A 22869-nucleotide genomic window follows, 5' to 3' on the forward strand; every position below is an offset into this window, starting at 1 on the left:
CCCGACCCACGCCGTTCCTTCGGGACCCATCACCGAGAGGCCACTGATCACCGTGTCCACCACCTCTTCCGCCCAACCGACCGCCACCGAGATCGAGTCCGCGCTGCTCTCCTTCCTGGCGGACCGCGTGAAGGTGCCGGTGACCGCCGACACCGACCTGTTCGCCTCGGGCGCGGTCACCTCGCTGTTCTCCCTCGAACTCGTCGTCCATGTGGAGACGACGTACGGCGTCGCCGTCCAGGGGGACGAGCTGCGCATGGACAACTTCCGCAGCGTGCAGGCCATGGTGGGGCTCATCGAGCGGCTGCGGGCCGAGCCAGCGGACGGTGCCCGCTCATGAACGAGGCCGTGGAGCAGGCGGCGGCCCTCGCCACGGGCCTCACCGAGGGGCAGGCCGAGGAGTGGGACCGCCGCGCCGAGATGCCGCGCGAGGTGATCCGCGAACTCGGCGCCAAGGGCGTCCTGTGCGCCGATGTGCCCGAGCACTTCGGCGGCCTCGGCCTGAGCAGTCTCGACCACGGGCGGCTGATCGCCGCGACCGGCGAGGCGTGCAGTTCCCTGCGCAGCATCATGACGTCGCAGGGCATCGCCGCCTGGACCGTGTCCCGGTTCGGTTCGGCCGAGCAGCGTGCGGACTTCCTGCCGCGGCTCACCTCCGGCGAGAGCGCGGGCGTGGCGTTCAGCGAGACCGGGGCGGGCAGCGATCTGTCCGCGATGGACACCGAGATCACCCGGGACGGCGACTCGATCGTCATCGAGGGGGAGAAGGTCTGGGTGACGGGCGCCCACTACGCGTCCCTGCTCGTGGTCTTCGGCAGGTACGGCGGTGGCGCCGCCATGGCCGTGGTGCCCACCGACGCCCCCGGAGTGAGCGTCGAGCGCGTCCCCGACCCGCTCGGCTGCCGCGCGGCGGGGCACTCCACGGTGCGCCTGCGGAACGTGCGGCTGTCCGCCGAGCATCTGCTCGGCGGCGCGGGGATGCCGGTGACCATGCTGGCGACGTCGCCGCTCACGCACGGCCGGATCTCCGTGGCCTGGGGCTGCGTGGGCATGCTGCGGGCCTGTCTGCGCGCGGTCGTACGGCACAGTGCCCGGCGGGAGACCTTCGGCAGCCCGCTCGCCGACCACCAGCTGATCCGGCGTCATATCGCCGAGCTGTACGCGGCCGAGCGCGCCTCGGCCCTCGTCTGCGAGCGGGCGAGCGAGGACTGGGACGCCAAGCGGCCGCAGCACACGGCGGCCGCCGTGCTGGCCAAGCACGTGGCCGCGGGGCACGCGGCGCGCGGCGCGGCGAGCGCCGTGCAGGTCCTCGCGTCGGCGGGGGCCGCGAACTCGCACGTGGTCTCCCGCGCGTACCGGGACGCCAAGTTGATGGAAATCATCGAGGGAAGCAACGAGATCAGCCAGCTGATCCTCGCCGACGAGGCAATGACGGTGTGGGCATGACGAAGCACGACGAGATCGGCCTGGGTGCCATCCACTGCCTGGTGCCGGACGAACGAACGAAGGTGGCGGAGCTGCCCGAGCTGGAGCTGCTCGGCCACGAGGAGGCCGAGTTCGCCCGCGGCTCGGGGGTGGAGACGGTCGGCGTGTTCGAGGGGCGCGCCACCGCGGGCCTCGCGGCCGAGGCCGTGCGCGGGCTCGGCCTGTCCGCCGAGGCGCGGCCGGAGCTGCTGCTCCTGGTCAGCCCCCGCTCGCCGGACGTGCTGCTCGGTTCCGACGTCGGCCAGGTGCAGGCCGAGTCCGGGCTTTCCGGGGCGTTCTCGTTCACCGTGGACGGACTGGGCTGCACCGGCTCCAGCGCGGCCTGGGCCCTGGCCCGCGACCTGATCGTCGCGGATCCGAACCGGAACAGCGCCGTGATCGCCCACGCGAGCCGCCCCACCGGGGCCGACCGGGTGCGCTTCCCGGTCACGGTGATCGGCGACGGCGCGTACGCCATGACGATGGTGCGCGGCGGCCGCCCGGTGCTGCGCGCCCACCGGATGGAGAGCGACGGCTCCTTCCACGACCTCTTCCGCGTCGACTACAAGTCCGCGCCCTGGTACGAGTGGCGCGAGGAGTGCCAGTCGGCGGACCGCTACCGGTTCGAACTGGCCCTGCACAGCAGGGAGCGCCTCGGCCGGCTCGTCGACGAGGTGCTCGCCGACGCCGGGATCGGCAAGCAGGACGTCGCCGCGACCCTGATGCAGAACGTCACCGCCGGGGCGTTCGACTTCTACGAGTCCCTGCTCGGCCTGCCCATCCACGCGGTCTGCAGACGCCATCTCGCGGAGTTCGGCCACCTGGGGGCGATGGACGTCGTCCTGAACCTCCAACTGCTGCTCGCCGAGGGCGGATTGCGGCGCGGCGACCACGTGCTCGTCCTGAACAACAGCCCGGTCGCTGCCTGGGCTGCCACACTCTGGGAGATCTGACCATGTCGCACACCGCAGCCGAGCCGACTCCGACCGCAGCCGACGCACCGCTGGTCAAGTGCCTGGTCTGGGATCTGGACAACACCCTGTGGCGGGGCACGATCCTGGAGGACGACGAGGTCGAGCTGACCGAGGAGATCCGGCGCACCGTGCGGGAGCTGGACGCGCGGGGCATCCTGCAGTCCGTCGCCAGCCGCAACGACCACGACCTCGCCTGGGAACGCCTGGAGAAGCTCGGCATCGCGGAGTACTTCGTCCTGCCCCAGATCGGCTGGGGCCGCAAGTCGGACTCCGTCCGCGCCATCGCGAGCCAGCTGCAGTTCGCCGAGTCCGTCATCGCCTTCATCGACGACCAGCCCGCCGAACGCGCCGAGGTGACCCACGAGCTGCCCGCCGTGCGGACCTACGAGGCCGAGCGCGCCACGGAGCTGACGGACCTTCCCGAGTTCAGCCCCGCCCACGTCACCGAGGACGCGGCGAACCGCCGCGCGATGTACCAGGCGGGCTTCCGGCGCGAACAGGCCGAGCAGGAACACGTCGGCTCCAGCGAGGAGTTCCTCAAGTCCCTCGATCTGCGCCTGGTCATCGAGCACGCGGGGGCCGAGCACCTCGCCCGGGTCGAGGAACTGACCCTGCGCACCAGCCAGATGAACGCGACCGGCGTGCACTACTCGGACGCCGACCTGCGGGCCCTGCTCGCCGACCCGGACCACGACGTCCTCGTCATGAGCCTGACCGACCGCTTCGGCAGCCACGGCGCCGTCGGCGTGCTGCTTCTCGAACGCGGCAGCCGGAGCTGGCGCCTCAAGCTCCTCGCCACGTCCTGCCGCGTGGTCTCCTTCGGCACCGGCGCCACGATCCTGCGCTGGCTGATCGCCGAGGCCCACCGCGCCGGGGTGCACCTGACGGCCGACTTCCGTGCCACCGAACGCAACCGGATCATGGAAGTGGCCTACCGGTTCGCCGGGTTCGGCCAGCAGCCGTGCGCGGACTGCGGCCACCCCGATGCATCCGATGCATCCGACGCGGCCGACGGCGCCGGATCCGACGTCCAGCGGCTCCATCTCGTGCCCACCGCCCAGTCCGTCTCGACCAGCATGCGGGTCACCGCGCCGACGCTCGGCGCCGACCGGCTGCACTCCGTGCACGAGTGCTACGGCTACCGCGTGGAGTGCTCGTACGACGTCGCCGCGCGCGGCGTGGTGCGGGACTTCTTCGGACCGGCGATCGCCGACGACGCCCTGGCCGGGGCCCACACCCGCACCGTGCGGCTGGGCTTCTCGGTGCAGGACGGCGCGGTCACCGAACCCGTGAACCCGCCGCACAACCTGGACGTGATGACGGGCGACCCCATCGTGATCGACACGGCCAGCTCCCGCTGCGTGTTCGACCCGTCGGCGGGCTCGGGCGAACTCACCCTGGCCCGGGCCGACCTGGACAGCTCCGCCGTCTGGGGCAGGTGGATCCTGGAGCGGCTCTTCCTGTACCTCATCTGCCGCTCCCCGCGCAGCTATCCGCTGCACGCGGGCGCCGTCGAGGCCGCGGGGCGGGTCGCCGTCCTGACGGCGGCGGCGGGCGTGGGCAAGTCGACGTTCACGTACTGGGCGCTGCACCGCGGCGCGCGCCTGGTCGGCGAGGACATCCTGGCCAGGAACATGGACGAGCCCGGCGGCGTGCTGTGGGGCTACCCGCGCGCCCTGTACCTGACGCCCGGGATGATCGCCCGCAGCGAGGCGCTGAAGGGCGCGACGGCGGTGCCGATCGAGAACGGCGCCAAGTGCCGGGTCACCGTCCCCGGGACGCTGGAGGACCGGCTGCTGTCCCGGGCCCGCCCCTCCTGCCTGGTCTTCCTGGTCAGGGGCGAGGGCGGCGCACCGCGCGAGCTGGACATCGCCGAGGCCCTCGACCGCTGCCGCGAGGACTACGCCACCGCGAAGAGCGAGGCCGGGGTCGCCGAGGTGGAGGAGGACCTGCGGGCGCTCCTCGCGGGCCTGCCGCTCTGGGAGTTCGAGGTCTCCGACGACCTGGACGAGAGCTACGACCGGCTCCACGCGGCCCTCGCCGCCCTGCCGACGGGGTCCGCCAAGTGACCAGGAGAGCCATGCACGAGCTGAAGCAGGCCACGTCGTTGTACGAGGTGTTCGCCGGGCAGGCCGCCGAGCGCCCGGACGCCGTGGCGATCACGGAAGGCCCGCTCGACATCACGTACCGCGAACTCGACGGCGCGGCGCGGGAGTACCGCGCCGGTCTCGCGCGGCACGGCGTACGGCCCGGGGACCTGGTGGGCATCAGCCTCGAACGGGGCTGGGAGGTCGTCGCGGCGATCCTCGCCGTCCTCGGCCACGGCTGCGGCTACGTCCCGCTCGACCCCTCGTACCCGGCGGACCGGCTCGCGTTCATGGCGCGGGACAGCGGGGTGCGCGTGGCGGTCTCGGCGGCGGACAACGCCGCGCTGCCCGCGGGCTTCGTGCGGGTGACCCGCTCGGGCGGCGCCGACGACGTGCCCGCGGGGCCGCTGCCGAGACCGGCGGGCACCCCGGTCTACGTGATCTACACCTCGGGGTCGACCGGGCTGCCCAAGGGCGTGGCCGTCCCCGAGAGCGCGGTCCTCGAACTGTTCAGGTCCTGCTCGGACGGGCCGTTCGAGTTCGGTCCCGACGACACCTGGACGCAGTACTTCAGCTACAGCTTCGACTTCTCGGTCTGGGAGATCTGGGGCAGCCTGCTCTTCGGCGGACGGCTGGTGATCGTGCCGCCCGAGACCGCCCGCCGTCCCGCCGCCTTCCTCGAACTCCTCGCCGAGGAACGGGTCACGGTGCTCAACGCGGTGCCGAGCTTCTTCAAGTACATGCCGAAGGCGTACGAGAGGTCTCCCGCCGCCCTCGCGCTGCGCTACGTGGTCTTCGGCGGCGAGCAGCTCGACCCCCTCTCGGTGCGCCGGTGGATGCAACTGCGGCCGGGCGCCGAGACGTTGGTCAACATGTACGGCATCACCGAGACGACCGTGCACACCACGTTCGGCGCGCTCACCGAGGAGCGGGTGGCGTCCGACGGGTCGGGCACCTGGATCGGGGAGCCGCTCGCGCACCACCGGATGGCCGTCCTCGACCCGGCGGGCAGGGCGGTGCCCGACGGCGAGCCCGGCGAGGTGTACATCGCGGGCCTGGGGCTCGCCGACGGCTACTTCGGGCGGCCCGACCTGACGGCGGAGCGGTTCCCCCGGCTCAGGCTGGCCGGTGACGACGAGACGCGCACCTGGTACCGCACGGGCGACGTCGCGCGGCGGCTGCCCGACGGCACGTACGAGTATCTCGGCCGCAACGACCGGCAGATCAGCCTGCGCGGGTTCCGCGTCGAACTCGGCGAGGTCGAGGCGGCCCTGCGCGCCGAGCCCGCCGTCCTCGACGCGGTCGCCCTGACCGAGGAGACCGCGGGCGGCGAGTCGCTCCTCGTCGCCTATGTGGCCCTCGCCGAGGACCGGACGGCGACGCAGGAACTCACGGCGCAGCTGCGCGAGGCGTGCCGCACGCGACTGCCCGCGCACATGCTGCCCAACCGGATCGTGGTGGTCTCGGAGATGCCGCTCGCCCCGTCGGGGAAGCTCGACCGGGCGCGGCTCTCCACCGACAGCGGACTGCGGGTGACGGTGCGATGAGCCTGGAGATCGAGCGCAAGTTCACGGTGGCGGACGGCTGGCAGGTGCCCCCGGGCAGTACGGGGGAGCAGCTGCGCCAGGCCTATCTGTCGCCCAAGGGCGCCGCCGTGGAGTTCCGGGTCAGGGCCAAGCGGGACGCCCGCGTCATGACGGTGAAGACCTTCGACGCCGCTTCGGGTGCCATGGTGCGCCAGGAGGTCGAGTTCGAGATCGACGACGCGGTCTTCGCGCAGCTCTGGGAGCTGGCCGGCGGCGACTGCCTGAGCAAGTACCGCTGGAACGTTCCGCTGGAGCACCATGTGGCGACCGTCGACGAGTACGACGGGTCCCTGGCCGGGCTGCGCGTGGTCGAGGTCGAGTTCGACAGCGTCGAGGAGGCCAGGAGCTTCGAGCCGCCCGACTGGTTCGGCGAGGAAGTGACCGGTAGCCCGGCCTGGAGCAACCGCGAACTCGCGGCATCGGCACGCGCGGTGCCCGGGGAAGCGGCACGAGTGGTGCCCGAAGAACAAGGAGAGACCCGATGAACCGGCACATTGCGTTCGAGCGACTGCACAACTTCCGTGACCTGGGCGGCTATCGCTCGGCCGACGGCAGGACCGTCGCCCGGGAGACGCTGTACCGGGCCGACTCGCTCGGCAAGCTGCGGGGCGCCGACTGGGACCGCTTCCTCGCGCTCGGCGTGCGGACCGTCATCGACCTGCGCTACCCCTGGGAGATCGAGGCCAAGGGCCGGGTGCCCGAGGCCGAGCGGTTCCACTACGTCAACCTGAGCATCGAGCACCGGCCGTACGACCAGGCGGAGATCTCCCCCGACGTCGACCCGTGGCGCTACCTCGCCGACCGGTTCGCCGAGGTCACCGAGGACGGGGCCGAGGAGATCCGGCAGGTCATCGAGCAGATCGCGGACGCGCCGGGCCCCGTCGTCTTCCACTGCACGTCGGGCAAGGACCGCACCGGCCTCATCGGGGTGTTCGTCCTGACCCTGCTCGGCGTGGACCGTGCGGACGTCCTCGCGGACTTCGCGCTGACCGAGCTGGCCACGGAGCGGCTGCTCGCGGACTGGCACACCGCCAACCCCGACCGGGTCATGAAGTGGCCCGGCTACGGCCGCGCCCCCGCGAAGATCATGGAGCTGGTCATCGCCGACCTCGAAGCCCGCTACGGGTCCGTGCAGGGTTACCTCAAGGACCGGGTCAAGCTCGGCGACGACACGGTCGACCGGCTGCGGGCCCGGCTCCTGACCGGCGAGGACGCCTGACGCATGCCCGGGACGAACCTGACGGCCCAGGAGGCCGGACACCGCTCTCGCGCGGTCACCGTGGACACCTACGACATCGCGCTCGACCTGCGCGCCGCCGCCGCATCGGCCACCTTCCGCTCGGTGACGGAGATCCGCTTCGACTGCGCGGACCCGGCCGCCCCGGTCTTCCTCGACCTGCGGGCGCCCGCGGTGCACGACGTCGTGGTCAACGGCCGCTCCCTGGCCGCGGACCAGGTCTTCCGCGACTCCCGCATCGAGCTCGCGCACCTCGTGGCGGGCCGCAACGAGGTGCGGGTGGTGGCGGACTGCGCGTACACGAACACCGGCGAAGGGCTGCACCGCTTCACCGACCCGGTCGACGGCGCCACCTACCTCTACTCGCAGTTCGAGGTCGCGGACGCCCGGCGGGTCTTCGCGTGCTTCGACCAGCCCGACCTGAAGGCACAGTTCCGGTTCACCGTGAGCGCGCCCGCCGACTGGACGGTGATCTCCAACTCGGCCGCCGCCACGGTCGACAAGGACACCGGCGCGGATGAGGGCCAACAGGGCGGCGCCGTCTGGTCGTTCGGGCAGACCCCCAGGCTCTCCACCTACGTCGTCTCCCTGGTGGCCGGGCCCTACCACGCCGTGCGCGCGGAGCACCGGCGCGGCGAGCGCACCATCCCGCTCGGCCTGTACTGCAGGAAGAGCCTGGCCGAACACCTCGACCCCGACGAGATCCTCGCCGTGACACGGCAGGGCTTCGACTGGTTCGAGGAGCGGTTCGGCCACCCCTACCCCTTCGAGAAGTACGACCAGATCTTCGTCCCCGGCTTCAACGCGGGGGCCATGGAGAACGCGGCCGCCGTCACCTTCCACGAGAAGTACGTCTTCCGCTCGCGGGCCACCGAGGCCGCCCACCGCAAGCGGGCCGCGACGATCCTCCACGAGCTCAGCCACATGTGGTTCGGCGACCTGGTCACCATGGCGTGGTGGAGCGACCTGTGGCTCAACGAGTCCTTCGCCACCTACAGTTCGTTCGCCTGCCAGGCGCTCGGGCCCGACCCGCGCTGGGCCGACGCGTGGACGACGTTCGCCAACCACCAGAAGGCCAAGGCGTACCGCCAGGACCAACTGCCCTCCACCCACCCCGTCGTGGCGGAGATCAGGGACCTCGACGACGTCCTCGTCAACTTCGACGGCATCACCTACGCCAAGGGCGCGTCCGTCCTGAAGCAACTGGTCGCGTACGTCGGCATGGACGCCTTCTTCGAGGGCGTACGCGCCTACTTCGCCGCCCACGCCTACGGCAACACACGGCTCAAGGACCTCCTCGGCGCACTGGAGAAGGCCTCCGGGCGCGACCTGGGCACCTGGTCCGAGCAGTGGCTGGAGACCGCGGGGATCAATGTGCTGCGGCCCGAGATCGAGACGGACGCGGACGGCGTCATCACCGCCTTCCGCATCCGCCAGGAGGCACCGGCGCTGCCGCCCGGCGTCCCCGGCGGGGCGACGCTGCGCCCGCACCGCATCGCGGTCGGCTGCTACACGCCGGACGGCACGGACGGGCGGCTGCGGCGCACCCACCGCACCGAACTGGACGTCGCCGCCGCCGAGTACACCTACGTACCCGACATGGTGGGCCGCCGCCGCCCCGACCTGGTGCTCCTGAACGACGACGACCTCAGCTACGCCAAGGTCCGCTTCGACGACGCGTCCCTGCGCGCCCTGACGCGGCACCTCGGCTCCTTCGCAGAGCCGCTGCCCCGCGCCCTGTGCTGGGCCGCGGCCTGGGACATGACGCGCGACGGCGAGCTGGCCGCCCGCGACTACCTCGGCCTGGTGCTCTCCGCGATCGGCTCGGAGAGCGACATCGGCGTCGTGGAGTCGCTGCACCGCCAGGTCCTGGGGGCCCTGAAGCACTACACCGACCCCGCCGAACGCGTGCGCCTCACGGCCGACTGGGCCGACGCCGCCCTCGCCCGGCTGCACGCGGCCGAGCCCGGCAGCGACCATCAACTCGCCTGGCTGCGGGCCTTCGTGGCGGCCGCCCGCACCGACACGCACCTCGACCTGCTCACCGGGCTCCTCGACGGGGCGGCCCCGGTGCCCGGCCTCGCGGTGCCCGGCCTCGCGGTGGATGCCGAGGTGCGCTGGGCGATCGTGGTGCGCCTGGCCGCCGCCGGACGCCTCGACGAGGACGGCATCGCGGCCGAGCAGCGCCGCGACCCCACCCCCGCGGGCGAGGGCCACGCGGCGACGGCCCGGTCCTGCCTGCCCGACGCGGCCGCCAAGGCGGCGGCCTGGGCGGCCGTGGTGGACCGCGGCGACCTGCCCAATCAGCTCCAGCGCGCGGTCATCGCGGGCTTCGCCGAGACCCTCGACCCGGCCCTGCTCGCGCCGTACACCGACCGGTACTTCGCGGCGGTCCTCGACGTGTGGGAGACCAGGAGCCACGAGATGGCCAAGCAGATCGTGCTCGGCCTCTACCCGGCGGCGGCGGACGGCCGCACCGCGCTCGACGCGGCCGAGGCCTGGCTGGAGCGCCACCCCGAGGCCCCGCCCGCGCTGCGCCGCCTGATCCTCGAGCAGTACGACGACGCCCGGCGCGCCCTGCGCGCACAGGCCACCGACCGGGCCCGGAGGGGATAGTCCATGCGTCAGGACCATTACGAGTTCTACGGATTCCGGGTCGCCTGCACGGTGCCCCCGGAGGCCGAAGCGGTCGTCGGCAGGCTCTTCGGCACCCCGCTGCCGTCCGGTGCAGGGGCCCCGTCGTCCTGGACGCCGGACACCGTGCACCTGTCGGTCGAGCTGACCGACACGGACCGCGCACCCGTGCCGCCGCCCTACTTCCCGCAGGACTGGGACACCTCGGACGAGGTCGTCCTGGACACCGTCAGCTCCCGTGCGGTGGTCAGCCCCGCGCGGCGGACGGTACGGGTGACGCTGGCCCGCACCGACCTCGACAACCCCATCGTGTGGGGCCGTTGGCTCGTCGAGAAGGCCTTCCTCGTCCTCACGCTGCGCTCCGACCGGCACTACGGCCTGCACGCGGGCGCGCTGTCCGTGGACGGCCGCGCGGCCCTGGTCACCGCGGACAGCGGTGTCGGCAAGTCGACCTTCACGGCCTGGGGCCTGTTCCAGGGCGCCGACTTCGCGGGCGAGGACGCGATGATGCGGCACATCGACGACACCGAGGGCCGGTTCTGGGGCCATCCCCGCTGCGCCTACCTCGACCCGGCGCTGATCAAGAGCAGGCCGGAGCTCGCCGACGCGCAGGCCGCGCCCGTGCCCGCGCGCGACAAGAGCCGCATCGAATGGCCCGCGCTCTACGCGAGCAGGCTGCGGCCCGCCGTACGCCCCGGCGCCCTGCTCGTCCTGACCCGCGACCACGAGACCGTCCGGCCGCTGCCGGTCGACGCGGTGCTCGACCTGTGCCGCAGCGACTTCGCCGCGGGCAAGGAGGACCCGGCCGTACTGCAGCGGGTGGAGAGCGATCTGCGCGCGCTGCTCTCGGACATGGCCCTCGTCGAGTTCGGCCTCTCCACCGACCTGGACGCCAACTTCGTACGCCTGGCAGCAGTGCTGCACCACTGACACCGGAACCCGCACCACCATGAACGAGAGAGTGATAGGCGACATGGGCCCCACGAACTGGAGCACCCTCACGCGTATGCCGGTCAAGGCGTACCACTACGAGCTCGACACCTGTTTCCGTGAAGGTCTCGACGAGTGCCAGGAGGCCTTCGGCGGCCGCCCGGAGGAGGTCCTGCACCGCTCCGCGCTGATGCTGGTCAAGCCCGACGGCATGGCCACCGGAAAGCTCAAGGTCATCCTGGACTTCCTGAACGACCACGAGTTCACCGTCGTCGGCGCCGAGATGTTCCACTTCAACCGCCACACGGGCCGTGAACTCTGGCGCCACCAGCACACGCTGGCCACGCTGGACCGCCTCGCCGTCAACGACGTCGTGCTGCAGGCGGGCCCCACCCTGCTGCTGCTCCTGCGCAGCCACGGCAGCCACGCCGTCCCCGCGACCGTGCACCTCAGCTCGCTCAAGGGCAAGGCCGACATCTCGCAGCAGGCCGCGGACAGCCTGCGCAGCCTCCTGAAGCGGCCCAACCGGATGTGCAGCATGATCCACTGCGCCGACGAACCGGCCGACCTGGTCCGCGAGTTGAACCTGCTGATGGACCCCGCGCCGCGGCGCAGGCTGCTCGCCCGGCTGGCGGAAGGCGTTCCCTCGCCCGCGGACGAGGAGCTTCTCGACCGGGTGCTGCACTCCGGCGAGTTCGGCGGGGTCACCCTCGACCGCGACGCCGCCGCGCGGCGCATCGGGCAGCTGGTCACGGAGCGCGCCGCCGAGCGGCCCGACCTCGCGGAGCCCGCGGGGCGGATCCTGGCGTGGCTGGAGAGCACGGAGCGCGGGGAGGTGCTGCCGTGGCGGGAGTTCGCCGGTGTCCTCGACTCGCTCGAACTCAAGCTGGACGTCTGGGATCTCGCCATGGTGGGAGCCAGCCACATCCTGGAGGACGAGCCCGGCACCATCAAGGTGATCGGCAACCCGGCCCCCGACTCCTGGCTCGCGTGATCCCGTCCGTCGTGCGGCTCTCGCCGGGAGACGCCAAGACGCTGCCTCCGGAGGGCTTTGTCCCGGTAACGGGACCGGAGCCTTCCCCGGCCCTGTTCCTGGTGCACGCCGAGGACCTGGCGGGGGAGTGGGAACGTTCCCTCGCGGCGGTGCTCGGCGAGGAGGAGCGGGCCAGGGCCGCCCGGTTCCACCGCGCAGCGGACCGGGACACCTATGCGGTCACCCACCTCGCGCTGCGGCTCGTGCTCGGCAGGATCCTCGAAGTCGACCCGGCCGCCGTGCCGTTCACCCGCCACGCCTGCCCGGGCTGCGGCGGACCGCACGGGCGGCCGGGCGTGGCGGGCGATCCCGTGCACTTCTCCCTGAGCCACAGCGGCCGCCTGGGAGTCGTCGCCGTCGCCGGTACGCCCGTGGGCGTGGACGTGGAGCGGACCGCGAGCGCCGAGACGGCGGCCCCGCTGGTCCCGCGCCTGCACCCGGCGGAGCGCGCCGAACTCGACCGGCTCCCCGAGCCGGAGAGGCCGGGAGCCTTCACCCGCACCTGGTGCCGGAAGGAGGCGTATCTGAAGGGCATCGGAACGGGTCTGTCGCGTCCGCTGTCCCAGGACTACGTCAGCGCCGCACCGGAGCCCGCCGCCCCGCCCGGCTGGCTGCTCGCCGACGTGCCCGTCGGCGAGCCCGACATGGCCGCGGCGGTCGCCGTCCGGCGTCACCACATCTGATCGAGAAAGGCCCCCCATCGTGCGTGTTCGACCGACTGCCGGACCACCGTGGTGGTCGCCGCTGCGACCGCGTGCGGAGTCCGGCTCCGCACCCCGCGCCCGGCTCCTCGTCGTGCCGCACTCCGGCGGCGGGCCCAACCGCTATCTGCGCCTCTTCGGCGGTCTCGCGGACGACGTGGAGATCTGGGGACTCACGCTCCCCGGCAGGGAGCGGCGCAGGACGGAGCCGCCCGGCGCCACCCTGGACGAGGTGCTCGCCAGCCTCGACACGATCCCCCGGCCCGAGGTGCCCACGCTGATCCTCGGCCACAGCCTGGGCGCGACGGTCGGTCTCCATCTCGCCCAAGCCGTCGGCGAGCACTGCGTCGGTCTGATCGCGTCGGGGCAGGAGCCGCGCGACGGCGCCGCGGGCCGGCTCTCCGAGCACTCCAGCGACGAGGACGTGCTGCGGCTGCTCGAACTCGGCGGTGACATGCCGTCGATGTTCCTGGCGGACACGGAGTGGCGTACGGCCCTCCTGGACACCCTGCGCGCGGACCTGAGGCTCGGATCGGAGAGCGCCGAGCGGAGCAGGGGCGTGCGTCTCGATGTGCCCATCACCGTGCTGTGCGGGCGCGAAGACCTCCTGATCGATGCGGCGGCGCTCGCGGGTTGGGGCGCGTACTCGACCGCGGGATGCGAGGTGCACCTCGTGCCCGGCGGTCACTTCGCCCTCTTCGACGACATCAACGGGCCGCGCTACGTCGAGGCGGTCGAACGCCACTTCTCGGGTGTTCCGCACCCGTTGGGACAGTCAACTCGGGGGTAGCCGAATGCAATTGATGGTAAATCCCGGCGGCCTGCCGCACGAGATCGAAGGCGAAGGAATGGGCGGAATTGGCGGATGGCACGAAAAGGCGCGTCCCGCTGTCCGCCGCCGCGGTGACAAGCGGATTCGGAGGGTGGAATTCCGGTGCAACGGAGGCTGAATTGCGCCGAATGCTCCCGCAAGCAGAAGTCAGTGACAGGCGCGGACGGAATAGGGCGAAACCATCCTGGGCCAGGCGGAATTACTCGCCGTGGCGAGAGGGCGGTCGACTACTATCCTCTGCAATCCGACGTGAGGTCAGGTTCAACCTATGGGGGGAATTGTGCCGGAAGTAAACGACAGAGCGTGCCCAACGACGAAGCCCGCGGCAGCGGCCGACACGCTGCACACCTGGTTTGCCCGGCAGGCCGCCAGGAGCCCCCGGGCCACCGCGCTCACCGCCGGCGGAACCTCCCTGTCCTACGCGGAACTCCATGAATCGGCCGGACACATCGCCGCGCGGCTCGCCGCGGCGGGCGTACGCCCCGGCGACCTCGTCCCGGTGCTCGTCCCGCGCAGCCAGGTCATACCCGCGATCCTCGGCGTGCTGATGGCGGGCGCCGCCTATGTGCCGCTCGACCCCCGCTACCCCGACACCCGCCTCGCGAGCCTGGTCGAACGGGTCGGCGCCGGCGTGATCGTGACCGACGACGAACTGGTCGTACGCGCCAAGGCGTGGAACGCCGGATCCTTCGTGCTGGTCGGCGACGCCGCGGACCCGGACTGCCCGGCGCCGAGCGTCGAGGTCGCCCCCGACGACCTCGCCTACGTGATGTTCACGTCGGGCTCCACCGGCACCCCCAAGGGCGTGAAGATCACGCACCGCAACGTCACGCGGCTGATGGCAGGGACGTCGGAGATCTACGGCATCGGCCCCGACGACGTCTGGACGATGCTGCACTCCTACGCCTTCGACTTCTCCGTGTGGGAGATGTGGGGAGCCCTGCTGTTCGGCGGCCGTCTCGTCGTCGTCGAGGACGAGACGGCCCGCGCCCCCGACGAGCTGCTCGACCTGATCGACCGCGAGGCCGTCACGGTGCTGAGCCAGACGCCCTCGGCGCTCGCGGCCCTCGCGGGCTCCGACGAGCTGCGTCCGGCCGCCCTCGACCACCTGCGGCTGATCGTCCTCGGCGGCGAACGCCTCGACCCGGCCACGCTGAGCGGCTGGTTCGCCCGCAGGGGCGACGCGCGGCCGCGCGTGGTGAACATGTACGGGATCACCGAGACCACGGTCCACGTCACGTACTGCCCCATCACGGCGCACGACGCCGCGGCCGACGCCGGAAGCCCCATCGGTGTGCCGCTGCCCGACCTGGACGTATCGCTGCGGGACGAGAACGGCGCACCGACCCCGGTGGGCGAGGTCGGCGAGATCTGGGTCTCGGGACCCGGGCTCGCCCGCGGATACTTCGGCGACGACGACGCCACCGCACGCGCCTTCCGCACGGCGGCCTGGGGCCCCGACGACCACCGGCGGACCTACCTCAGCGGCGATCTCGCGCGGGCGGACGCCGAGGGACGGCTCTACTACGCGGGGCGGCGCGACGAGCAGGTGAAGGTCCGCGGCTACCGCGTCGAACTGGGCGAGGTCGGCGCGGCGCTCAAGTCGCACCCGGACGTCATCGACGCCTGCGTCGCGACCGACACCGGCGACTCGGTCGGCTCCCGCCTGCTCGCCTGGGCGACCGTCCGGCCCGGTGGCCCGGGCACCGAAGGGCTGCGGGCGTTCCTGGCCGACCGGCTGCCCGGTCACATGGTGCCCAACGAGCTGCGGACCGTGGACTCCATGCCCCTGACGCCCAACGGCAAGGTCGACCGCAAGGCCCTGCTCGCCCAGGCCCGCACGGCCTCCCGTACCGCGCCCGCCCCGCAGGACGCCCCCCTCGGCGACTCCCTGGAGGCGGCGGTCGCGGGCATCTGGGCCGATGAACTCGGGGTCCCCGAAGTCGGCCTCGGGGACGACTTCTTCGACCTCGGCGGACATTCACTGCTGGTCGCGAACGTCATCCGCCGTACGCGCAAGGAGATCGGCGCCCAGGTCGGCGCCCGCGCCCTGTTCCAGGCACCGCGGCTCGCCGACTTCGTCGAGCGCGTGCGCGCCCAGGCCGCGACCCCGGTCAGCGCGGCCGCCGACCGCTGAACCACCGGTCATCAATCGCCGGACACGAACAGCTCCAGCCGCCACGGGCGGCCTGAGGAAACGGGTGGAACCACCGTGCGTACAGTACGCATTCGCAACAGCCGCCGGACGGCGGGGATCACGGCCTGCATAGCGGCGATCGCGCTCGTGGCCGGGTGCAGCAGCTCGGGCGGCAAGGACGACGAGGAGTCGTCGGGGGATGGTGGCGGGAGCGGCAAGGGTGTGAACACCCCGCGTCTGAAGATCGCGATGGTGACGCACTCGGGTGAGGGTGACACGTTCTGGGACATCGTGCAGAGCGGGGCGAAGCAGGCGGCGCGCAAGGACAACGTGGAGTTCTTGTACGCGAATGACAAGGAGGCCAAGGGGCAGGCGGAGTTGGTCCAGTCGTTCGTGGACAAGAAGGTCGACGGGATCGTGGTGACGCTGGCCAAGCCGGAGGCGATGAAGGCGGTCCTGGGGAAGGCGGCGGCGGCCGGGATTCCGGTGGTGACGATCAATTCCGGGGCGGAGTTCTCGGCGAAGTTCGGGGCGTTGGGTCATATCGGTCAGGACGAGTCGGTGGCCGGTGAGGCGGTGGGGGAGGAGTTGAACGCGCGGGGCAGGAAGAAGGTCCTGTGTGTGATCCATGAGCAGGGCAATGTGTCGCTGGAGCAGCGGTGTGCGGGGGTGAAGAAGACCTTCGACGGGTCGGTGGAGAACTTGAATGTGGAGGGGACGAACGCGCCGGGTGCGCAGTCCTCGGTCAGTGCCAAGCTGCAGGCGTCCAGGGGTATCGATGCGGTGGTGACGCTGGGTGCGCCGATCGCGGCGGTGTCGGTGAAGGCGAAGGAGGATGCGGGGAGCGGGGCGGAGGTGGACACGTTCGACCTGAATGCCGAGGTGGTGAAGCGGCTGAAGGCCAAGGAGGTCGGTTTCGCGGTGGATCAGCAGCCTTACCTCCAGGGGTACCTCTCCATCGATGAGCTGTGGTTGTACAAGACGAATGCGAATGTCCTGGGTGGGGGCAAGCCGGTCCTGACGGGGCCTGCGATCGTCACTGAGAAGGACGTGCCGAAGCTGGAGAAGTACACCGCCCGCGGCACCCGATGAACGGCCTGGACGAGAAGGTCGCCCAGGGCCCCGAGCCCGGCGCGGCCGCACCGCCCGCCGTATCCGCGCACCCCGACGAACGCCTCCTGAAGCGCTCGGCGGCGCGCAGGACGCTCGGCCGTCCCGAACTGGGCTCGGTCGTCGGCGCCGTCGCCGTCTTCGTCTTCTTCTCGCTCGTCGCGGACAGCTTCCTGCAGGCCAGCAGCCTCGCCACGGTCCTGTACGCGGCATCGACGATGGGCATCATGGCGGTGCCGGTGGCGCTCCTGATGATCGGCGGCGAGTTCGACCTGTCGGCGGGCGTCCTGGTGACGAGTTCGGCGCTGTGCTCCTCGATGTTCAGCTACCAGATGTCCGCCAACGTCTGGGTCGGCGTCGGCGTATCGCTCCTGGTGACGCTCGCCGTCGGATGCTTCAACGGCGTCCTGCTGACCCGCACGAAGCTGCCGAGCTTCATCATCACGCTCGGCACCTTCCTGATGCTGACCGGACTGAACCTCGGCCTGACCAAGCTGATCGGCGGCACCGTGTCGACGAAGTCGATCGCCGACATGGACGGCTTCGGCTCCGCCAAGGACGTCTTCGCCTCGTCGTTCACCGTCGGCGGCGTCGACTACAAGGTGACCGTCCTGTGGTGGCTCGGCCTGGTCGCGGTCGCCACCTGGATCCTGCTCCGCACCCGCGCCGGCAACTGGATCTTCGCGGTGGGCGGCAACAAGGACGCGGCCCGCGCGGTCGGCGTCCCGGTCGCCGCGACCAGGATCGGCCTCTATCTCGGAGTCTCGTTCGGCGCCTGGGTCTCGGGCCAGCACCTGCTGTTCTCGTACGACGTGGTCCAGTCCGGCGAGGGCGTCGGCAACGAACTGATCTACATCATCGCGGCGGTCATCGGCGGCTGTCTGATCACCGGCGGCTACGGCTCCGCGGTCGGCGCTGCCGTCGGCGCGCTGATCTTCGGCATGGTCAGCAAGGGCATCGTGTTCGCCGAGTGGAACCCGGACTGGTTCAAGTTCTTCCTCGGGGCGATGCTGCTCCTGGCCACCCTGCTCAACCACTGGGTCCGCAGGCGCGCGGAGGCGACGGCATGACGACCGAGACCAAGGACGCGGCAGGTCAGGACGGAGTGCGGGAGCGCACGCCGCTCGTCGAACTGGCCGGTGTCAGCAAGTACTACGGCAACATCCGGGCCCTCGAAGGCGTCTCCCTCGAAGTCCACGCGGGCGAGATCTCCTGCGTGCTCGGCGACAACGGCGCGGGCAAGTCCACCCTCATCAAGATCATCGCGGGGCTGCACCAGCACGACGCGGGGACCTTCACGATCGAGGGCGACGACACCCGGCTCGGCTCCCCGCGCGAGGCCCTCGACCTGGGCATCGCCACGGTCTACCAGGACCTCGCGGTCGTCCCCCTGATGCCGGTCTGGCGGAACTTCTTCCTCGGCTCCGAGCCGACGAAGGGCGTCGGCCCCTTCAAGCGCATGGACGTCGACTTCATGCGCGAGACGACTCGTACGGAGCTGCTGCGCATGGGCATCGACCTGCGCGACGTCGACCAGCCCATCGGCACGCTCTCCGGCGGCGAGCGCCAGTGCGTGGCGATCGCCCGCGCCGTCTACTTCGGCGCGAAGGTCCTCGTCCTGGACGAGCCCACCGCCGCGCTCGGCGTCAAGCAGTCCGGCGTCGTCCTGAAGTACGTGGCGGCGGCGCGGGACGCGGGCCTGGGGGTCGTCCTGATCACCCACAACCCGCACCACGCCTACCTGGTGGGCGACCGCTTCGTCCTCCTCAAACGGGGCGCGATGTCGGGCAGTCACACCCGCCGGGACATCACCCTGGACGAACTCACCCGTCAGATGGCGGGCGGCAGTGAGCTCGACGATCTCCGACACGAACTGGAACGGACATGAGAAGTGGTCCGAACTGTCCGGGGAACGCCGTCATTGCGTCGGCCCGACGCCTCGACTGACTGTTTTATCCGGCATATCCGTAGGGCCCGCCCGATTCGGCCCGGCCGCTAAAGCGGATTGCCGTATGCACAGTGCTGCTCAGGAACCTTTGGTTCCGCACTAGTTGCCGGAATGCGAAGTGATCAAAATGATTGATGAAGGCGTCAACTCTCTGATAGTTTCACGCGCCGATGTCTTCTCGCGTGCCGTACTGCACGCCACCGCCGAATGAGTCGCCGCGAGGCCACGCTGATCCCAGGAGCCGTACAGATGCAGCAAAAGCCACCTTACGCACCTCCAATTGCGGTGATCGGTATGGCGGCCCGTTTCGCAGGCGCGGAAAATGTCGAGCAGTACTGGACGAACCTCGTCGAAGGCATCGAGTCGTCGAACCGGCCGACCGGTGCCGACGCCGGCCTCGAAGAGGGCGTCCGCAACGGCGAGTTCGTGCGGGCGGTCGCGCGGGTTGACGGCATCGAGTCGTTCGACGCCGACCACTTCCGCATACAGCCGACCGAAGCCGTCGTCATGGATCCGCAGCAGCGCGTGCTCCTCGAAGTGGCGGCCGAGGCGTTGGAGGACGCGGGCTACGCGGGGGAACGCGATGCCGTTGTCGGGGTGTTCGTCGGTTCCGGCGAGAATCATTACTTCCGTGAATACGTGGCCCCGGCGGAGGCCCGCGCGGGACGCTCCGGCGACGTACGCGTCACGCTCGCGAACGAGAAGGACTTCCTCGCACCGCGGCTCGCATTCAAACTCGGCTTCAACGGTCCCGCCATCACCGTGCAGACCGGCTGCGCCACGGCGCTCACCGCGGTGGCGCTCGCCTGCTCGGCGCTGGCCGCGGGCGACTGCGACATCGCCCTCGCGGGCGGCGTGAGCCTGCTGATGCCCGACGTCGACGGCTATACGTACACCGACGGCGGGATCCTGTCGGCCGACGGACGGTGCCGGGCCTTCGACGCCGAGGCCTCCGGCACGATCCCCGGCTCCGGCGCCGGAGTCGTCGTCCTGCGGCGGGAGTCCGACGCGCGCGCCGACCGCGACCACCGCAGGGCGGTCATCCGCGGCTGGGCGGTCAACAACGACGGTGGGTCACGCGGGGGATTCACCGTCCCGAACATCGACGGCCAGGAATCGGTCATCCGTGCCGCGCTCGCGCGGGCGGACATCAAGCCCGACCAGGTGGGCTACGTGGAGGCCCACGGCACCGGCACCGCCATCGGCGACCCCGTCGAATTCGAGGCGCTGCGACGCGTCTTCGCGACCACGGGACGGCCCGCCGACGCACCCCTCACGCTCGGCGCGGTCAAGCCCAACATCGGGCACACCGACGCGGCGGCCGGCGTCGCGGGGCTGATCAAGGCGGCACTCGCCGTCGAGCGGGCCACCATCCCGGGGACGCTCCACTTCACGGAGCCGAACCCCGAGATGGACCTCGACGCGACCCCGTTCGCGCTCACTTCGAAGACCCGGCCCTGGGACACCGAGGGCCCGCGCGTCGCGGGTGTCAGCTCGTTCGGCCTCGGCGGGTCCAACGCGCACGTCGTGGTGGAGTCCGCGCCCGCGGCGCCCGCCGCGTCCGCCCCGCGCCCGCGTCACGTCATCGCGCTCTCCGCGCGCAGCGACGACGAGCTGGACCGGATGCGGGAGCGGCTCGCCGACCGGCTCGCGGCGCAGGCCCCCGTCGACGGGGCAGCGCTGGCCGACATCGCGTACACGCTCGGCGTGGGACGCGCCCGGTTCGCCCGCCGCTGGGCGGCCGTGGTCGCCGAACCGGCCGACGCCGTCGCGCGGTTGCGCGCCCCCGTCGAGGCCGAGCGGCCCACCGCGCGATGGTCGCTCGCGATCCACGGGACCCCCGAGGAGCTGGCCGCGACGGGTGAACGGCTGCTCGCCACCGAGCCGTTGCTGCGCTCCGCGCTCACCGACCTCACCGGCCACGCCGAGCTGCGCGGCCTCGCCCCGGAACGCGCCGGTGCGCTCGCCGCGCTCGGCGTCGCCAAGGCCCTGCTCCGCCTCGGCCTGACCTTCGCCAGGGTGGACGCGCCCAAGTGGGCGCGTCCCGCCGCGCAGTGGCTGACCACGGGCGCCGACCCCCAGTCGCTGGAGGCGGCTCTGGACGCCTGCACCGCCGACGCCGACGCCGGGACCGTCCGCGAGGGCGCGGGCCGGATCGTCGTCGGCCCGTCCTTCGACCTGGCCGACGTGGCGGCCGCGGCCTGGCGGGCGGGGGTCGCGGTCGACTGGGCCGCCTACTACGGCGACGAGTCGCGCGGCCGGGTCCCGCTGCCGACCTACCCCTTCACCCGCCGCCGGTTCTGGCTCGAACGCCCCGCGGCGGCACAGGACTTGACCCCGAGCGCCCCGCAGGCGCCGACCCGCGCCGACACGGTGGACATCACCGCGTTCGTCGAGAGGGTCTGGCTCGAGGTCCTCGGTGTCGAGCGCATCGAGCACGACGCGCACTTCCTGGACGGCCTCGGCGGCGACTCGCTGCACGCAGTGGAGATCGGCGCCCGGCTGAACGAGGAGCTCGGGCTCGAGCTGCCGATCGACCTGCCTTTCATCGCGCCCACTATCGAGGCCACTTCGACCTACATCGAACAGGCCCTGGCTACGGAGAAAACCTCATGAGCACCGTGAACATCAACGACGTCCTGATCCGCCGGCTCGACGTGACCGCCCGCGTGCCCGACCAGGTGGTGGAACTCACCGAGGGCCACGAGGGCGGCCTCCTGATCGAGCGGCTGATCGGCCGCTATGTGATCGACGCCGACGCGCGCAAGGTCTGGCGGCTCATCGACGGACGCCGCAGCGTCGCGGTGATCGTCGAGGAACTCGCCGCGTCGACGGGCCTCCCGGCCGCCGAGCTCGAGCAGCCCGTGCTCACCCTCTGCAACCGCCTCGTCGACCTCGGCATCCTCCAGCTCACCACCCTCGCCGACACCGCCCTGCTCGCACAGCTGGCAGTCGCCGGATGAGTCGGGACGTCATCACCCGGGTCGGCCTGCAGATACCCGGCTACTCCTTCCCCGGGACCATGGACAACCAACTCTTCGACCGTGTCGTGGAGATGGCGCAGATCGCCGAGGCCGCCGGCTTCGACAGCCTGTGGACCATGGATCACGTGCACCAGATCGCCTCGGTCGGCGAGCCGGACGAGCCGATCCTGGAGGCGTACACGACGCTCGCGGCGCTCGCCGCCGTCACGTCGACCGCACGCCTCGGCGTGCTCGTCTCGTGCAACGGATTCCGCAACCCCGCACTCCTCGCGAAGATGGTGACGACCATCGACGTCATCAGCAAGGGCCGCGCGATGCTCGGCATCGGCGCGGGCTGGCACGAGGACGAGTGCCGCGCCTACGGCATGGAGTTCCAGACCACCGGCGAGCGCCTCAAGGGTCTTGCCGAGGCGGTGCAGATCTGCCGGGCGATGTTCACCGAGCAGGCGCCGCGGTTCTCCGGCACGTACCACCGGATCGACGAGCCGATCAATGTGCCGGGACCGGTCAACGCCGACGGTCCGCCGATCCTCATCGGCGGTGGCGGCGAGCGGGTGCTGATCCCGACGGTCGCCCGGTACGGCGACGCCTGCAACTTCTTCGGTGCGCCGGCCACCGTGCGTCACAAGATCGACGTACTGGAGAAGGCGTGCGCCGCCGTGGGCCGCGACTCCGGGGAGATCACCAAGACGTGGCTGGGGCACGCGATCGTCACCGAGTCCGAGACCGAGCTCCAGGAAGGCCTCGAACGGCTCGGGTCGCTGCTGGGCCGCGCGCCGAGCGCCGTACGGGGGTTCGCCCTGTGCGGCACCCGCGACGAAGTGCGGCGCCAGATCGCGGAGTACCGCGAGGCCGGGGCCGACGGCCTGATCGTCACCGTCCTCGACCCGGGCGACCTGGACCATCTGCGGCTGGTCGGCACGACGTTGCGGGAGGCCATGGATGACTGAGCCAAGCTCTTCCGTGACCGAGGCCGGCCTGTCCGGCGACCCCACCGAGGTCGTCGCCGCGGTCTGGGCCGAGGCACTCGGCCTGGACACCGTCGACCCGGAGGCGGGCTTCTTCGACCTGGGCGCGACGTCGGCCCATGTCGTCGACGTGGTCCGGGTGCTGCGTCGGCGCTGGCCGGGCATCAAGATCGTCGATGTCTTCGCCCGCCCGACCATCGCACAGCTCGCGGCCTTCCTCGGCGATGGGTAGGCCGGTCGCGAG

General features: G+C 71.6%; 20 protein-coding genes. All 20 read left to right on the top strand.

All coding sequences use genetic code 11. The features are described from left to right. The first annotated feature begins 52 nt into the window (after window positions 1-52). The gene (locus ACFWZ2_RS17125) at window positions 53-340 is read left to right on the top strand and encodes an acyl carrier protein (protein WP_384546343.1); all 288 of its coding nucleotides are present in this window, start codon (window positions 53-55) and stop codon (window positions 338-340) included. Next, window positions 337-1446, top strand: a complete 1110-nt coding sequence (locus ACFWZ2_RS17130; protein WP_384546345.1) for an acyl-CoA dehydrogenase family protein — start codon at window positions 337-339, stop codon at window positions 1444-1446. The genes ACFWZ2_RS17125 and ACFWZ2_RS17130 overlap by 4 nt, the downstream gene beginning before the upstream one ends. After that, window positions 1443-2417: a 3-oxoacyl-[acyl-carrier-protein] synthase III C-terminal domain-containing protein gene (locus ACFWZ2_RS17135; protein WP_384546347.1), complete on the top strand. Its 975-nt coding sequence runs from the start codon at window positions 1443-1445 to the stop codon at window positions 2415-2417. Before ACFWZ2_RS17130 ends, ACFWZ2_RS17135 begins: the two co-directional genes overlap by 4 nt. A gap of 2 nt (window positions 2418-2419) precedes the next feature. Further along, window positions 2420-4507, top strand: coding sequence for an HAD-IIIC family phosphatase (locus tag ACFWZ2_RS17140; RefSeq protein ID WP_384546348.1), 2088 nt, complete (start codon window positions 2420-2422; stop codon window positions 4505-4507). A gap of 11 nt (window positions 4508-4518) precedes the next feature. Beyond that, entirely contained in the window at window positions 4519-6072 is a 1554-nt protein-coding gene (locus ACFWZ2_RS17145; protein WP_384546350.1) for an amino acid adenylation domain-containing protein, read from the top strand. Further along, window positions 6069-6596: a hypothetical protein gene (locus ACFWZ2_RS17150; protein WP_384546352.1), complete on the top strand. Its 528-nt coding sequence runs from the start codon at window positions 6069-6071 to the stop codon at window positions 6594-6596. The genes ACFWZ2_RS17145 and ACFWZ2_RS17150 overlap by 4 nt, the downstream gene beginning before the upstream one ends. Beyond that, window positions 6593-7330 carry a tyrosine-protein phosphatase gene (locus ACFWZ2_RS17155; protein ID WP_384546354.1) on the top strand — a complete coding sequence of 246 codons (738 nt, stop codon included), beginning with the start codon at window positions 6593-6595 and terminating at the stop codon, window positions 7328-7330. Before ACFWZ2_RS17150 ends, ACFWZ2_RS17155 begins: the two co-directional genes overlap by 4 nt. Before the next feature lie 3 nt (window positions 7331-7333). After that, on the top strand, window positions 7334-9964 hold the full coding sequence (pepN, locus tag ACFWZ2_RS17160; RefSeq protein ID WP_384546356.1) for an aminopeptidase N: 2631 nt from the start codon (window positions 7334-7336) through the stop codon (window positions 9962-9964). Between the two features lie 3 nt (window positions 9965-9967). Then, window positions 9968-10912, top strand: coding sequence for a hypothetical protein (locus tag ACFWZ2_RS17165; protein ID WP_384546358.1), 945 nt, complete (start codon window positions 9968-9970; stop codon window positions 10910-10912). Window positions 10913-10931: 19 nt separating this feature from the next. Next, window positions 10932-11906, top strand: a complete 975-nt coding sequence (locus ACFWZ2_RS17170; RefSeq protein ID WP_384546360.1) for a nucleoside-diphosphate kinase — start codon at window positions 10932-10934, stop codon at window positions 11904-11906. Then, window positions 11903-12628 (top strand): 4'-phosphopantetheinyl transferase family protein, encoded by a 726-nt coding sequence (locus ACFWZ2_RS17175; protein WP_384546362.1) that lies wholly within the window; start codon window positions 11903-11905, stop codon window positions 12626-12628. The genes ACFWZ2_RS17170 and ACFWZ2_RS17175 overlap by 4 nt, the downstream gene beginning before the upstream one ends. Before the next feature lie 19 nt (window positions 12629-12647). Continuing rightward, a complete protein-coding gene (locus ACFWZ2_RS17180; protein ID WP_384546364.1) occupies window positions 12648-13436 on the top strand; it encodes a thioesterase II family protein in 789 nt (262 codons plus the stop codon). Between the two features lie 322 nt (window positions 13437-13758). Beyond that, complete coding sequence (locus ACFWZ2_RS17185; protein ID WP_384546366.1) at window positions 13759-15615, top strand: amino acid adenylation domain-containing protein; 1857 nt, start codon at window positions 13759-13761, stop codon at window positions 15613-15615. A gap of 249 nt (window positions 15616-15864) precedes the next feature. Further along, complete coding sequence (locus ACFWZ2_RS17190; RefSeq protein WP_384546368.1) at window positions 15865-16707, top strand: sugar ABC transporter substrate-binding protein; 843 nt, start codon at window positions 15865-15867, stop codon at window positions 16705-16707. Next, window positions 16704-17795, top strand: a complete 1092-nt coding sequence (locus ACFWZ2_RS17195) for an ABC transporter permease (protein WP_384546370.1) — start codon at window positions 16704-16706, stop codon at window positions 17793-17795. Before ACFWZ2_RS17190 ends, ACFWZ2_RS17195 begins: the two co-directional genes overlap by 4 nt. Continuing rightward, a complete protein-coding gene (locus ACFWZ2_RS17200; protein WP_384546372.1) occupies window positions 17792-18613 on the top strand; it encodes an ATP-binding cassette domain-containing protein in 822 nt (273 codons plus the stop codon). Before ACFWZ2_RS17195 ends, ACFWZ2_RS17200 begins: the two co-directional genes overlap by 4 nt. A 309-nt stretch (window positions 18614-18922) precedes the next feature. Beyond that, complete coding sequence (locus tag ACFWZ2_RS17205; protein WP_384546374.1) at window positions 18923-21289, top strand: beta-ketoacyl synthase N-terminal-like domain-containing protein; 2367 nt, start codon at window positions 18923-18925, stop codon at window positions 21287-21289. Then, a complete protein-coding gene (locus ACFWZ2_RS17210) occupies window positions 21286-21636 on the top strand; it encodes a PqqD family protein (RefSeq protein WP_384546376.1) in 351 nt (116 codons plus the stop codon). The genes ACFWZ2_RS17205 and ACFWZ2_RS17210 overlap by 4 nt, the downstream gene beginning before the upstream one ends. After that, the gene (locus tag ACFWZ2_RS17215) at window positions 21633-22607 is read left to right on the top strand and encodes a TIGR03560 family F420-dependent LLM class oxidoreductase (RefSeq protein WP_384546378.1); all 975 of its coding nucleotides are present in this window, start codon (window positions 21633-21635) and stop codon (window positions 22605-22607) included. Before ACFWZ2_RS17210 ends, ACFWZ2_RS17215 begins: the two co-directional genes overlap by 4 nt. Further along, entirely contained in the window at window positions 22600-22857 is a 258-nt protein-coding gene (locus ACFWZ2_RS17220) for a phosphopantetheine-binding protein (RefSeq protein WP_384546379.1), read from the top strand. Before ACFWZ2_RS17215 ends, ACFWZ2_RS17220 begins: the two co-directional genes overlap by 8 nt. Window positions 22858-22869 lie beyond the last annotated feature (12 nt).

The sequence above is a fragment of the Streptomyces sp. NPDC059002 genome, from assembly GCF_042740435.1.
Classification (GTDB): domain Bacteria; phylum Actinomycetota; class Actinomycetes; order Streptomycetales; family Streptomycetaceae; genus Streptomyces.

Excerpts from the sequence above, each read along its gene's own strand:
- ACFWZ2_RS17130 (WP_384546345.1), top strand. The coding sequence starts at position 337 with ATGAACGAGGCCGTGGAGCAGGCGGCGGCCCTCGCCACGGGCCTCACC.
- ACFWZ2_RS17135 (WP_384546347.1), top strand. The coding sequence starts at position 1,443 with ATGACGAAGCACGACGAGATCGGCCTGGGTGCCATCCACTGCCTGGTG.
- ACFWZ2_RS17140 (WP_384546348.1), top strand. The coding sequence starts at position 2,420 with ATGTCGCACACCGCAGCCGAGCCGACTCCGACCGCAGCCGACGCACCG.
- ACFWZ2_RS17145 (WP_384546350.1), top strand. The coding sequence starts at position 4,519 with ATGCACGAGCTGAAGCAGGCCACGTCGTTGTACGAGGTGTTCGCCGGG.
- ACFWZ2_RS17150 (WP_384546352.1), top strand. The coding sequence starts at position 6,069 with ATGAGCCTGGAGATCGAGCGCAAGTTCACGGTGGCGGACGGCTGGCAG.
- ACFWZ2_RS17155 (WP_384546354.1), top strand. The coding sequence starts at position 6,593 with ATGAACCGGCACATTGCGTTCGAGCGACTGCACAACTTCCGTGACCTG.
- pepN (WP_384546356.1), top strand. The coding sequence starts at position 7,334 with ATGCCCGGGACGAACCTGACGGCCCAGGAGGCCGGACACCGCTCTCGC.
- ACFWZ2_RS17165 (WP_384546358.1), top strand. The coding sequence starts at position 9,968 with ATGCGTCAGGACCATTACGAGTTCTACGGATTCCGGGTCGCCTGCACG.
- ACFWZ2_RS17170 (WP_384546360.1), top strand. The coding sequence starts at position 10,932 with ATGAACGAGAGAGTGATAGGCGACATGGGCCCCACGAACTGGAGCACC.
- ACFWZ2_RS17190 (WP_384546368.1), top strand. The coding sequence starts at position 15,865 with ATGGTGACGCACTCGGGTGAGGGTGACACGTTCTGGGACATCGTGCAG.
- ACFWZ2_RS17195 (WP_384546370.1), top strand. The coding sequence starts at position 16,704 with ATGAACGGCCTGGACGAGAAGGTCGCCCAGGGCCCCGAGCCCGGCGCG.
- ACFWZ2_RS17200 (WP_384546372.1), top strand. The coding sequence starts at position 17,792 with ATGACGACCGAGACCAAGGACGCGGCAGGTCAGGACGGAGTGCGGGAG.
- ACFWZ2_RS17205 (WP_384546374.1), top strand. The coding sequence starts at position 18,923 with ATGCAGCAAAAGCCACCTTACGCACCTCCAATTGCGGTGATCGGTATG.
- ACFWZ2_RS17210 (WP_384546376.1), top strand. The coding sequence starts at position 21,286 with ATGAGCACCGTGAACATCAACGACGTCCTGATCCGCCGGCTCGACGTG.
- ACFWZ2_RS17215 (WP_384546378.1), top strand. The coding sequence starts at position 21,633 with ATGAGTCGGGACGTCATCACCCGGGTCGGCCTGCAGATACCCGGCTAC.
- ACFWZ2_RS17220 (WP_384546379.1), top strand. The coding sequence starts at position 22,600 with ATGACTGAGCCAAGCTCTTCCGTGACCGAGGCCGGCCTGTCCGGCGAC.